13 protein-coding genes are annotated in these 13,097 nt (G+C 46.3%); all 13 read right to left on the bottom strand.

Annotation, left to right across the window (positions count from 1 at the left end):
* Window positions 1-38: 38 nt before the first annotated feature.
* The 13 genes from QRX25_RS08285 to ymfI all read right to left on the bottom strand — a co-directional run bounded on the left by QRX25_RS08285 (window position 39) and on the right by ymfI (window position 13,071).
* Window positions 39-1,214, bottom strand: coding sequence for a glycine C-acetyltransferase (locus QRX25_RS08285; protein ID WP_065981487.1), 1,176 nt, complete (start codon window positions 1,212-1,214; stop codon window positions 39-41).
* A gap of 14 nt (window positions 1,215-1,228) precedes the next feature.
* On the bottom strand, window positions 1,229-2,275 hold the full coding sequence (gene tdh / locus QRX25_RS08280; protein ID WP_115997261.1) for an L-threonine 3-dehydrogenase: 1,047 nt from the start codon (window positions 2,273-2,275) through the stop codon (window positions 1,229-1,231).
* 256 nt (window positions 2,276-2,531) lie between these two features.
* A complete protein-coding gene (gene spoVS / locus QRX25_RS08275) occupies window positions 2,532-2,792 on the bottom strand; it encodes a stage V sporulation protein SpoVS (protein WP_003154135.1) in 261 nt (86 codons plus the stop codon).
* Window positions 2,793-2,991: 199 nt separating this feature from the next.
* Window positions 2,992-3,786 carry a 2',3'-cyclic-nucleotide 2'-phosphodiesterase gene (gene ymdB, locus QRX25_RS08270; protein ID WP_013352320.1) on the bottom strand — a complete coding sequence of 265 codons (795 nt, stop codon included), beginning with the start codon at window positions 3,784-3,786 and terminating at the stop codon, window positions 2,992-2,994.
* Window positions 3,787-3,847: 61 nt separating this feature from the next.
* Window positions 3,848-5,407, bottom strand: a complete 1,560-nt coding sequence (rny, locus tag QRX25_RS08265; protein WP_003154140.1) for a ribonuclease Y — start codon at window positions 5,405-5,407, stop codon at window positions 3,848-3,850.
* 290 nt (window positions 5,408-5,697) lie between these two features.
* On the bottom strand, window positions 5,698-6,879 hold the full coding sequence (locus QRX25_RS08260; protein WP_212101403.1) for a serine hydrolase domain-containing protein: 1,182 nt from the start codon (window positions 6,877-6,879) through the stop codon (window positions 5,698-5,700).
* 165 nt (window positions 6,880-7,044) lie between these two features.
* On the bottom strand, window positions 7,045-8,088 hold the full coding sequence (recA, locus tag QRX25_RS08255) for a recombinase RecA (protein WP_013352318.1): 1,044 nt from the start codon (window positions 8,086-8,088) through the stop codon (window positions 7,045-7,047).
* A gap of 171 nt (window positions 8,089-8,259) precedes the next feature.
* Window positions 8,260-9,510 (bottom strand): competence/damage-inducible protein A, encoded by a 1,251-nt coding sequence (locus tag QRX25_RS08250; RefSeq protein WP_115997260.1) that lies wholly within the window; start codon window positions 9,508-9,510, stop codon window positions 8,260-8,262.
* 17 nt (window positions 9,511-9,527) lie between these two features.
* Window positions 9,528-10,109 carry a CDP-diacylglycerol--glycerol-3-phosphate 3-phosphatidyltransferase gene (pgsA, locus tag QRX25_RS08245; RefSeq protein ID WP_016936065.1) on the bottom strand — a complete coding sequence of 194 codons (582 nt, stop codon included), beginning with the start codon at window positions 10,107-10,109 and terminating at the stop codon, window positions 9,528-9,530.
* A 74-nt stretch (window positions 10,110-10,183) separates the two neighbouring features.
* Window positions 10,184-11,071 (bottom strand): helix-turn-helix domain-containing protein, encoded by an 888-nt coding sequence (locus QRX25_RS08240; protein WP_065981483.1) that lies wholly within the window; start codon window positions 11,069-11,071, stop codon window positions 10,184-10,186.
* An 18-nt stretch (window positions 11,072-11,089) separates the two neighbouring features.
* Window positions 11,090-11,881, bottom strand: coding sequence for a DUF3388 domain-containing protein (locus QRX25_RS08235; RefSeq protein ID WP_065521268.1), 792 nt, complete (start codon window positions 11,879-11,881; stop codon window positions 11,090-11,092).
* A 128-nt stretch (window positions 11,882-12,009) separates the two neighbouring features.
* Window positions 12,010-12,267, bottom strand: coding sequence for a DUF3243 domain-containing protein (locus tag QRX25_RS08230; RefSeq protein WP_003154150.1), 258 nt, complete (start codon window positions 12,265-12,267; stop codon window positions 12,010-12,012).
* Window positions 12,268-12,342: 75 nt separating this feature from the next.
* Window positions 12,343-13,071 carry an elongation factor P 5-aminopentanone reductase gene (ymfI, locus tag QRX25_RS08225; RefSeq protein ID WP_212101670.1) on the bottom strand — a complete coding sequence of 243 codons (729 nt, stop codon included), beginning with the start codon at window positions 13,069-13,071 and terminating at the stop codon, window positions 12,343-12,345.
* Window positions 13,072-13,097: the final 26 nt, after the last annotated feature.

The following is a 13,097-nucleotide window of genomic DNA, read 5'->3' as shown; positions in this document are numbered from 1 at the left end:
AATCAATAAGAAATAAAAAAGAGGGAATCATTTCCCTCTTACACAAGCTGCAGCTCTTTTGCGGCTGAACGGATTACTTCAAGCGCCCGGTCAAGCTCCTCTTTTGTATGCTCCGCCGTAATGATGGTGCGGATTCTCGCTTTTCCTTGGGCGACAGTCGGATACACGATGCTTTGAGCAAAAACGCCGCGGGTCAATAAAAGGTCTGATAATGCCTGGGCTTTTTCTTCCTCACCTATTAATATCGGCACAATCGGTGTTTCGCTTTTTGTAAGGGTCAGCCCCATTTGAACCAGTTTGTCTTTGAAATACGCCGTGTTGTCCCAAAGCTTTTCCATATGCTCCGGCTCTTCCAGCAGGACGTCAATGGCTTCTATGCATGCGGCCGTCACCGCAGGCGGATGGGATGTGCTGAATAAGAAAGGACGTCCTTTATGGCGCAGGTAATCGATCAGAACCTTGGAACCAGCGGCATATCCGCCAAGCACTCCGATGGCTTTGCTTAATGTGCCCACCTGAATATGGACTCTTCCGTCAAGCCCGAAGTGATTAACCGTTCCTCTCCCGTTTTTTCCGAGTACGCCGGAAGCATGCGCATCGTCGACCATTACAAAAGCATCGTACGCCTCTGCAAGTTTGACGATGTCAGGAAGAGGAGCGATGTTGCCGTCCATTGAGAAAACGCCGTCCGTGACGATCAGGCGCATACGGTAATTCATTGATTTTTTCAGCACCCTTTCCAGATCGTCCATATCGACATGGCGATACACCTTCTTATCTGCTTTTGTCAGCCTGATCCCGTCAATGATGGAAGCGTGGTTCAGTTCGTCAGATATAACGATATCCTCTTTTGTCAGAATGCTTGATAGGACGCCTTGATTCGTTGTAAAACCCGATTGAAACACAAGTGCCGCTTCTGTTTTTTTAAAGTTTGCCAGTTTTTTCTCCAGCTCATTGTGCATCGTAAATGTTCCGGCGATTGTCCGGACGGACCCCGTACCCGCTCCGAATTCCTCCGCAGCGCGTTTTGCCGCTTCGACAAGCCTTGGGTGCGACGTCAAACCGAGATAATTGTTCGATGAAAGCTGAATAACGTTTTCCCCTTTGACTGCCACCGTCGGCCCCTGCTTCGTTTCAATTTGTTTCATTTGCTGCCATGTTTTATTTTCTTTCATTTTATCAAGCTCTGCTTTTAGATATTCAAATTCTTTCATCGTAGAACCCCCCCTTATGGAATCAGAATGACTTTGCCGCACATGCCCTTTCTCATCAGGTCAAACCCTTTTTCAAAGTCTTCAAGCGGAAACTGATGGGTGATCACCGGCGTCAGATCAACAAGGCCGGATTCAAGCAGATGCGATACCTGCCGCCATGTTTCAAACATTTTTCTGCCTGTGATGCCTTGGACAGTGAGCCCTTTAAACACCACGTCATTTGTCAGGTCAATCGTCACCGGCTGTTCCGGCAGACTCAGCATATGGAATCTTCCCCCGTTGGCCGCCATCTTTAATCCTTGTGTTATGGCTGCCGGGTGGCCTGACATTTCGCAGACAAGGTCTATCCCTTCTCCGCCCGTTAAGGTATCAATGACTTCAAGCGGATCTTCTTTGTCAGCTGAAATGGTGATTGTGGCTCCCAATTTCTTTGCAAGAGCCAGCCTGTAATCATTTTTATCAATGGCCGCAATGCGGGATGCGCCGGCTGCCTTAGCCACCGCCACCGCCATCAGTCCGATCGGTCCGCAGCCGATAATTGCGGCGGAACCGCCTGCCAGATGGCTGCTTTCCAGCACCGTGTGAACAGCGTTGCCAAGCGGCTCTTGAACAGAGGCGACGGCAGGGTCCATGTCAGCGGGGTTTTTCCAAATGTTTTGAGCCGGCACTTTGACATATTCAGCGAATGACCCGGCTGTATCTACGCCAAGGATCTTTGTATGAGTGCACACATGATGTTTTCCTGTTAAACAGGGGACACAAGTTCCGCAGACGAAGTGGGTTTCAGCCGATACATAGTCACCTATTTTGACATTTGTGACGTGCTTACCCGTTTCTGCTACGATACCGCTGAATTCATGTCCGAATACTTGAGGTGTTTTGATTCGCTCCTGCGCCCATTGGTCCCAATTATAAATGTGAACATCTGTCCCGCATATAGATGCGGCCTGTACTTTAATGAGAACTTCATTCTCATTAATGGAAGGTATGGAAATTTCTTTCAGAGTTGCTCCGAAAGCGTTTTCATTTTTAACGATAGCTTTCATCTTTCCTCCCAACATGTACACTCCTCCTCAAAAAAACACTGTAATAACTGGATTGTAACATGGTATCAGAAGGAGGTAAATACCAGTGTCCACATGAGAAAAACAATTGCTTCCGTCTGAAAAAATGGGCGGGATTTTTTTTGAATATTATATGAATAAAGCCGCTTATCATCTCTTCGTACTATTAATATAATATTGTGAGAAAATCTGACAGTAATAAAAACAACCTGCTCGCCTTACGCAAGCAGGTTGAGAATGTACATATTTTGTTTTAACGGGGTTCGACGATTAACTTAATCGCCGTTCTTTCTTCTCCGTCAATCTGTATATCTGTAAAAGCCGGAATACAAATCAAATCTACGCCGCTTGGCGCGACAAAGCCTCTGGCAATCGCCACCGCTTTAACAGCCTGGTTTAAGGCACCCGCCCCAATTGCTTGAATTTCGGCGGCTCCGCGTTCCCTCAATACACCGGCAAGCGCGCCTGCTACTGAATTTGGACTTGATTTTGCTGAAACTTTTAAGATTTCCATTTCTGCTCCCCCTTAGTTTTACAATGGATAAGTGAGTGTTCATTAGAACAATCATTATTAGATGTTGCTATCCAAAAAGCCATCCCCACAATGCTTTTCAAAAATAGCGGGCTACCTTCCATTTCTACTATATTCACTAAGAAGTTGCTATATTCCTGCTTTTCCTTTTAATATTTTTATAAAATAAACACATGATCACCTATTCAAAGAACATATGGTCATCATTGATTAAAATCCGTTCGATATTTACGGCTTTTTTCGTCTGATCGTCGATGTCGATGAGCACCCCGCTCAGCGTTGTTTTCCCTTCCGCAACGGTAAAACGGACCGGAAGATTGGTTTTAAACCGCTTAATGACCGTTTCTCTGTCCATACCGAGAATTCCATCGTACGGACCCGTCATGCCTACATCAGTAATATATGCCGTTCCTTTCGGCAAAATGCGGTTATCTGCCGTTTGTACGTGTGTATGCGTGCCTACCACGGCTGAGGCTCTTCCGTCTGTGTACCAGCCGAGCGCAATTTTTTCGCTTGTCGCTTCGGCGTGAAAATCAATAAAAATGTATGGCGTGCGTTTTTTCGCTTCTTCTATTAGTTCATCCGCTTTAGCAAACGGATCATCAAGCGGCGGAAGAAACGTCCGCCCCTGTAAATTAATGACGGCAAGCTCTTTTCCGTTCGATTTAATATAAGTAATGCCTTTGCCCGGTGTGCCTTCCGGGAAGTTCGCCGGCCGGACAAGATGCGGCACATCATCAATAAAGTCAAAGATCTCTTTTTTATCCCACGTATGGTTTCCCATAGTAATGGCATCGGCTCCCGCTTCCATCAGGCTGTGGTAGATCTTTTCCGTCAGTCCTTTTCCGTGTGCTGCATTTTCTCCGTTAATAATCGTAAAATGCGGCTTATGTTTTGCTTTCAATTTGGGGACATATTCTTTTACCATATCGCGGCCCGGGGAACCGACAACATCGCCGATAAATAAAATTCTCATAAATTCCATTCCTTTCTTTTCTGGGGACTCAAAAAAATAAAGTGATGCGCTAAGCATCACTTTATTTTGCATACTCTACGGCCCGAGTTTCTCTTATCACGGTCACTTTGATGTGGCCCGGATAATCAAGCTCGTCCTCAATTCGTTTACGGATATCACGCGCCAAACGATGGGCTTCCAAATCATTAATGGAATCCGGTTTCACCATGATGCGAACTTCACGGCCGGCCTGAATTGCAAATGATTTTTCAACACCTTCGTAAGACTCGGAGATTTCTTCAAGCTTTTCAAGTCTGCGGATATAGTTTTCGAGCGTTTCACTTCTCGCACCCGGTCTTGCGGCTGACAGTGCATCAGCTGCAGCGACCAGAACGGCGATAATGGAAGTCGGCTCTTCGTCTCCGTGGTGTGACGCAATACTGTTAATGACGACTGGATGCTCTTTATATTTGGTCGCAAGCTCCACTCCGATTTCCACGTGGCTTCCTTCCACTTCATGGTCAATTGCTTTTCCGATGTCATGCAGAAGACCGGCCCGCTTGGCAAGCTTTGCATCTTCTCCTAGCTCGGAAGCCATTAAACCGGCTAAAAACGCAACTTCCATTGAATGTTTCAGTACGTTCTGCCCATAGCTTGTACGGAATTTCAACCGGCCGAGAATCTTGATCAGATCCGGATGGAGTCCGTGAACGCCGACTTCAAATGTCGTCTGCTCACCCATTTCCCGGATATAGTCATCAACCTCGCGGCGGGATTTTTCAACCATTTCTTCAATACGAGCCGGGTGAATACGGCCATCCTGAACGAGTTTATCAAGAGCGATTCTTGCCGTCTCCCGTCTGATCGGATCAAATCCGGAAAGAATGACTGCTTCAGGTGTGTCATCAATAATCAGGTCAATACCTGTAAGCGTTTCAAGCGTACGGATGTTACGCCCTTCACGGCCGATGATACGTCCTTTCATCTCATCATTCGGAAGATTGACGACCGATACCGTCGTTTCGGCAACATGATCTGCTGCACAGCGCTGCAGAGCAAGCGACAAAATGTTTTTCGCCTTTTTGTCTGCCTCTTCTTTCGCACGGTTTTCGGTTTCTTTTGTCATGATGGCGATATCATGTGAAAGCTCATTTTCAACCCGGTCAAGAATGATTTGTTTCGCTTCATCCCGTGTCAGGCTCGAAATGCGTTCGAGTTCTGACTGCTGCATACGAATCATCTCATCCACTTTGCTTTCCATCTCTTCAATATGTTGTTGTCGTTCATTCAGAGAATGATCTTTCTTCTCCAACATCGCTTCCCGTTTATCAATTCCTTCATGTTTACGGTCAAGATTTTCTTCTTTTTGAAGTAAACGGTTTTCTTGTTTTTGAAGCTCATTTCGTCTTTCACGAACTTCCTGTTCAGCATCTATTCGAAGTGTATGGATTTCGTCCTTTGCTTCAAGCAGAGCTTCTTTTTTCAGTGCTTCAGCATCACGCTTTGCATCTTCAAGGATTTGCTCGGCAGCACCGCGTGCGCCCGCAATCTTTGCTTCGGCAATGGTTTTACGAACATAGTAGCCAACAACTAAACCGAGCAGAGTCAGCAAAATGGAGATGAGAACCGTCATTGGGGTCATACTTTCACCTCCTCTTGCTATGAACTTGGTTGTTGCTTAAATAAGTGCCGGCATGTACATTGTCTGATTTTCTCAACATACAGAACCTTCACAGGGAATGAGTCTTTCATACCCTTGTCAAGTTTAAATGGTTTAACAATCATGTTAAAAAACAAATGTTACAACTTCATTGTAATTGTGTCGGAAATACTTGTCAAGCTTGCCAGCTTAACGATTCGCCTTCATCTCGGAATCTACGCCATGTATATATCATACCATACCTTCAGCTGCTTTTCGTGAATGGCGGCTCGTTAGTTCGCCTGGTTAAGCAATTGGTAAATTCTGTTGTTCACCTGTCCTAATTTGGCGTTATTCTGAATATTTGACAATAAAATGACATATTTGCTTGCCGAATGGCTGAAGCTGTTCAAGATGTTGTAACCGGGCATTACGCCGTGATTGGAGTAGCTTCCCGGATCAATGTAAAATCCCATGCCGTAAGCGGAACTGCTTCCTGCTGTGAACATTTTTGTAAAGCTTTCTTTTGAAAGGAGCGTGCCGTTTACGACCGCTTTATCAAATTTGTAAAGATCTTCAGCGCTCATATACATATCGCCCGCCCCGTAGAGCTGCGATAAGTCTAAAAGGTGAGGCGTGACAAGCCGGCCGCTCTCATCAACTTTGTAGCCGACAGCCGGATATTTGGCTTCAGCAAAAGATTTGTAAAATCCGGCATGCTTCATTCCGGCCGGTTTAAACACATGGTCTTTAATATATTGTTCGTATGACTCCCCGCTGACTTGAGATACGATATAGGCGAGCACTGAATAATTGGAATCCCTGTACTCCCAAACCCCAGGCTGCCGTTTAATTCCGCGGTATTCTATATCTTTGATTAAATCAATAGGAGAAATCGGTCCCTGTCCCTCAATATGTCCGTTTATTCCTGACGTATGATTGAGCAGATTTTTCAGTGTAATGCGCGTGCCGTTAGGAAAATTCGGCAAGTATGTACTGACGGTGTCACTCGTCTGAAGCAGCCCTTTTTCTTCAAGCTGTAAGACAGCCGTCGCGATTAACGCTTTTTGTGAAGAACCGACATAATATGATGTCTCCGGATTGTTCTTAATTTTTTGTTTTCGGTCCGCATAGCCAAAACCTTTTTTCAGCACAACCTTTCCATCTTTTACGACCATTGCTGTGCCGCTGAACCCGATCTGTTGCAAGTAATTGCTGATCTGTTTATTGTGATCGATTGATTTAGGTGTTTTCTCTTTTTGCGTCTTTTCTTTTTTTTGTTGAGTCTGGTCTTTTGAAGAATCAGATTGAGCAGCGGGAGCGCTTTTAACGGATTCCTTCTCCCGGTGATGCGCTGTGACGGTCCAGATCATAATAAAAACAGTGACAAGCAGCAGAAAAAGAAACAGCCCTCCCGTTTTCATCAGCTTCTTCTTTCTATGTTTATTAATTCTTGTGCGGCGGGGGCTCGTCATCTTTTTTCCTCCTCAGATATAATTTCAACTTTCGCCATGATGTTAGACGAGTGAAGGGTGAAAAAAGTTGTAACATTTCAGATAAAATTTTCCGAAACAGCCAGTGTTTTTTGAAACACACAAAAAAGAGCGGAAATTGCTTATTCCGCTCTTTTTATCGTGCTTTTATTCTTCGAATTCAAGCTCTTCCTGAACTTCTTCCGCTTTTTCCGTAACACCGTTATTGTCCAAACCGTAATGTTCACGGATTTGTTCCTGAATCATCAGCATGATGTCTTTATTTTCTTTTAAGAACTGCTTGGCGTTTTCACGGCCCTGTCCGAGGCGTTCTTCTTCATAAGAATACCATGAGCCGCTTTTCTGCACGATATCAAGTTCAGTTCCAAGGTCGATGATTTCCCCTTCTTTGGAGATTCCTTCACCGTACATAATGTCCACTTCAGCCGTACGGAACGGAGGAGCGACTTTGTTTTTTACGACTTTAATTCTCGTCTTATTCCCCATGACGTCGTTGCCCTGCTTTAATTGCTCGGCACGGCGCACTTCAAGACGCACGGAAGAATAGAATTTCAGCGCGCGGCCGCCCGGTGTCGTCTCCGGATTTCCGAACATAACGCCGACTTTTTCACGAATCTGGTTAATAAAGATTGCGATTGTTTTAGATTTATTGATGGCGCCGGAAAGCTTACGGAGCGCCTGAGACATGAGACGCGCCTGTAAACCGACGTGTGAATCACCCATGTCACCTTCAATTTCAGCTTTTGGAACAAGCGCCGCAACAGAGTCAACGACTACGATATCGACAGCTCCGCTTCGCACCAGCGCTTCAGCAATCTCCAGCGCCTGCTCTCCCGTATCCGGCTGAGAAAGCAGCAGCTCTTCAATATTGACACCGAGCTTTTGCGCGTAAACAGGATCAAGAGCATGCTCGGCATCAATAAATGCTGCCTGTCCGCCTTTTTCCTGAACCTCAGCGATTGCGTGAAGCGCTACAGTCGTTTTACCTGAGCTTTCAGGTCCGTATACTTCAATAATCCGTCCGCGCGGGTATCCGCCTATTCCGAGAGCGGTATCAAGTGCAAGGGAACCGCTCGGCACCGTTGAAATTCTTGTATCCGTTTTTTCTCCGAGCTTCATGATGGAACCTTTGCCGAATTGTTTTTCTATTTGCTTAAGAGCCATATCTAAGGCTGCCTGACGATCACTCATTTATTTTTTTCCTCCTTTATCTTGCCACTACATATACTATACCTTGTTTACTGACATTTGCCAAGAAAAAAGCGAACGCATATTCGGATTTTTTCCGCGTTCGCTTTTCTTAAAAAGAGCATTATTCCCCTTGTAAAACTTAAAAATCAGAGAAACCCACTCTTTAAAACTTTATTTTTGATCCAGCATTTTCAAAATAAGATGGCAGCCGTATTTAGCGGCGCGCTTTCTGATTCCGGTTCTTGAGCCGGCAAAGTTAAATTCGTGCACCTCTTCTTTCCCTTCCGCGGAAATACCGATAAAGACGCGGCCCGGGGCATGCCCTTCCTGCGGATCGGGGCCCGCAACTCCGGTAAAGCTGATGCCGATATCGCTTCCGGTCAGCTTTCTTACACCGGCGGCAAGCTCTTTCGCGCACTCTTTGCTGACCGCTCCGCTTTCTGCGAGCGTTTCAGCTTTCACGCCGAGCACATTCTGTTTCACGCTGTCGGAATAGCAGACAACGCCCCCCGCAAATAGTTGAGACGCACCGCTTAAATCAGTCACCCACTCTGAAAACAGGCCTCCGGTAAAGCTTTCGGCAGAGGAAATCGTGATTCCGTTTTGTCTGCATGCTTTTGAAAGCTCCTTCACCAGCGACGTATCATCATATCCGTAGAAAAATTCACCGGCACGTTCCAAAATGGCGGCTTCCGTTTCTTTTAAAAGCCGCTCTGTTTCTTTTTCGTCGGCATGTTTCGCCGTTAAACGCAGCGTGACCTCGCCGTCGGCAGCAAGCGGCGCAATCGTCGGGTTCGTCTGCGCATCAATGATATCTTCTAAATCAGCTTCAAGCTGCGATTCACCGATTCCGAAAAACCGCAGCACGGTTGAAACGATCTTCTCATTTGTACCGAGCTTTTTAAGAAGCAGCGGCTTCGCTTCATTTTCAAACATCGGACGCAGCTCGCTCGGCGGCCCAGGGAGCAGCATATAAAGTCTTGAGCCGTGCTCTGCAAGCATTCCCGGCGCCATGCCGAAGTGATTCGCCAAAACGTCTGAGCCTTCAATGACGAGCGCCTGTTTGCGGTTATTCGGCGACATTGTCCGTTTTGTTTTCGCGAAATACTCTTCAATCGACCGGAACGCTTCGTCATTCAGAACGAGCGGGCGCCCCAAAGTGTTTGCAATGGTTTCTTTTGTTAAATCGTCCTTGGTCGGTCCGAGGCCGCCAGAAAAAATAATCAGGTCTGAGCGCTCTTCCGCAATGCGGATGACTTGCTTAAGCCGCTCCGGATTGTCTCCGACAGCGGTATGATAAAACACATTTACGCCGATTTCCGCCAGCTCTTTACTGATAAACTGCGCATTCGTATTGGCGATCTGGCCGAGCAGAAGCTCTGAGCCGACTGCAATGATTTCCGCTTTTTTTGCTATTTCCATCTTTACGTCCTTCTTTCTCAGTTAGATGTTTTTAACGCATCCCAGTTCTTCGCAAAATAATCCCAGCCGGAAATGACTGTGAAGAGCACGGCCACCCATAAAGCGATATCGCCGAACGGGAAAGAAACGAGCTCAAACGGGAGATTATGAAGCAAAAGCGCGGCAACAGCGATGATCTGGGCCCATGTTTTAATTTTCCCCAGCATATTGGCGGCTACGACTTCTCCCGTTCCTGCCAGGACAAGTCTTAACCCCGTTACGGCAAATTCGCGGCTGATGATGACGATGACCATCCACGCCGGCGCAAGGTCAAACTGCACAAGCGTAATTAATGCCGCGGACACCAGCAGTTTGTCAGCCAGCGGATCTAAAAATTTCCCGAAGTTTGTCACGAGGTTCAGCTTTCTGGCGTAGTAGCCATCCACCCAGTCAGTCGTTGATGCGATAATGAACAAAACAGCTCCCGTAAGATGTGCGACCGGAATCGATTCATCCCCTATATGAAGGCTTCCCCATTGAAAAGGAACAAGCATGATAATCATAAATACTGGAATTAAAGCGATTCTTGCCAGTGTGATTTTATTCGGTAAGTTAAACATAAAGCCCCTCCAATATATGTACTCGGACGTGAAGAAAAAGTCATCTTAATCGTTCAGATGACTTTTTTCCCCTTTTATTTTTTCATCTTGATTGTGATTGTCTGCGCCATCACATCATGCGGATTGAGTTCATAGGACAGAACCTCTCCGTTGATTTTAATTTTCAGGTTAGGGGCATAGCCCGTGCGTATTTCAATCTGCTTTTGATCCGTGATGTCTTTTTTATAGGTTTCGCCTTTTTGCAGCGTTCCTTCTTTTAAAGAACCGCCGCTGTCATCACGGACGCGGATCCATGCGTTATCTGAAGCAATCAGTTCAAGCTTATACTTATCAGCCCCGGAAACGTCGTATGATGAAGCGGATCCTTCCGTTCCGGCCGCTTTGATCTCTGTTTTTTCACTGCTTTTTTCTTTCTTTTTCTGCTCTGACTCTTTTGTGTCCTTTTTGCTGTCAGTTTGCGCGTCATTTGTATTGCCGTCATTTTTCAGCGCAGAATCCTTAGGAATCTCATACTTGCTCTCGCTTTGGGTGGCGGCCTTATCCCCGTCTGTCTGCCCGGACTTGCTCATTCCGAGCTGAATAATCGCATACACGATCGCAATGACGATAATGACACCGATGACTATAAGGACGGTCGGCAGCCATTCTGCCGCCTTTGAAGCGGACTTAGGCAGCTCCCTTTGCATGGCGAGGCCGGAGATTTTTTCCGACACATCGTCATGGTACGTGTTTGGGATGTCTTTTTTATATTCTTCAAATAATTGGTCTGAATCAAGCCCGACAGCCTCAGCGTATTGCTTGATAAACGCCCGCACATAAAAATTGCCGGGAATGACGTCATAAGAGCCTTCTTCCAGAGCGGTTAAGTATCTTTTCTGAATTTTCGTCGCCGCTTGGAGTTCATCCAATGACATCCCTTTTTCCTCTCTGGCTTCTTTAAGCCGGATTGCTAATTCTGTCACAACAAACACCTTCCAATATTAAAAATCAAAGCTTGAAAAACCGGTCTGATCAAACATTTGCGGTTCTTCTGCATGTTCATATGTAATGACTTCATCAGGATCATTTCTGAGTTCGATAATATAATCGAAATCATCGAGCGTATACTCCGTATTCTGGACAAAAATATCGGGGTGCTCCACGACCTTTGTCGCCGGAAGCCTCATAATTTCACTGACGAGCTGAAGATGGCGCTCAGATCCGCGTCTTGTCGAAACGATGCCATCAAGGATAAACACGTTTTCCGTGCTGTATTCATCAGCAACCAGCTGGCTCCGGATCGTTTGTTTTAAAAGCGTTGATGATACGAAAAGCCATCTTTTGCTGGCACAGACGCTTGACGCAACGATGGACTCCGTTTTTCCGACCCGCGGCATTCCCCGGATTCCGATCAGTTTGTGTCCTTCTTTTTTAAACAGCTCGGCCATAAAGTCAACCAAAAGACCAAGCTCGTCCCTTTCAAAACGGAAGGTTTTTTTGTCATCGGCATCACGCTGAATGTATCTTCCGTGGCGGACTGCGAGACGGTCGCGAAGCCTCGGTTCTCTCAGCTTCGTTACTTTAATGGTCTCCATTGTTTTTAAAATTGATTCCAATCGTTTAATTTGATCTATATGCCGGCATCTGAGCAGCATTCCCCTTCTGGAAAGGTCGACACCGTTAATTGTGACAATATTAATTGACAGCATCCCGAGAAGAGATGAAATATCCCCGAGCAGGCCGGGGCGGTTCACTTGAATTTCATATTCAAAATACCATTCGAGCTTTGCCAAATGATATACCCCCTCCATTGTGGCAAATTTTTACCTTCCTTTATCATAAAACATTTTTCTCTAATTAGAAAGAAGAATGTTGCTCTATAGAGGAAAACATAAAAAAAGAGAGGAGAAATCCCCCCCTCTTAATGAGTGCTGTTATTTTCAACAAGCTTCACCATCATATTTGCGATGGCGCGCTGTTCATCTTCAGAAGCAACGCTCCAAAGATCAGCAAGCACTTTTTCCTGATGGTTTTTCGAGTCGACTTCGTTTGCAAGGTAACCGCCGATTTCTGTAGCGAGGTCAGTGATCGTTTCATCACTCATCCCTTTTTCCTGTGCATAGTTCAATCTGTCGCCAAGGAAATTCTTCCAATTATCCCAGTTTTCTAATACTGACATGTTGGCTTCCTCCATTTCATCTGTTGTTACAAAATTATTTTGTCCGAGCAGATGTAAACTATACACACATTTTTTTCAGCAGTGCCAGCCGCCGTTTACGGATAATATATGCCCCGTAATATAGGAAGCTTTGTCCGATAACAAAAAAGCCGCCGCTTCGGCGATTTCCTCCGGCCTTGCCAGCCTGCCCGCGGGAATTTCCTCTGCTAATGCTTCTTTTTCATCAGACGTGAACTGATCAAGCATATTCGTATCAACGGCGCCCGGTGAGACTGCATTCACCCGGACGCCGCTCGGAGCAAGCTCCTTGGCAAGCGCTTTGACGAACGAATGCTGCGCTCCTTTGACCATGCTGTATAATACTTCGCACGACGCGCCTGTTTCTCCCCAGACGGAGCCGATCGCGACGATGCCCCCGCTTTTTTTCCGGATCATGCCGGGCACCAGATTACGCGCCAGAAGAAACGGGCTCGTCACATGCAGCTGCACCATCTCCCGCGCCGTGTCATCCGTAACGTCCGTAATCAGGCCGAAATGACTTTTGCCGCTGTTTAATATCAGAGCGTCCACAGGCTGCTTGACGGAGCGGCTGAGTGTTTCCGCGCCGTCTGGTGAGGACAGATCCGCCTGAATAACGGAAGCTTTTACCCCGAATGATGCGCTCAGTCTTTCCGCAAGCCTGGCTGCGGTTTCTTTATTAGAATGATAATGCAAAAGCACGTCATATCCGTTTTTTGCGAGGACTTCACTTATACTTTGTCCGATTCCGCCGCTTGCTCCGGTTACAAGCGCTGTCTGTTTCATCAATCAACATTCCTTCTTTCCCCAGA

This window comes from Bacillus sp. L381 (assembly GCF_030284525.1).
Lineage (GTDB): Bacteria > Bacillota > Bacilli > Bacillales > Bacillaceae > Bacillus > Bacillus amyloliquefaciens.
The sequence above is the reverse complement of the archived record's forward strand: the minus strand, read 5'-3'. Positions and strand labels throughout refer to the sequence as shown.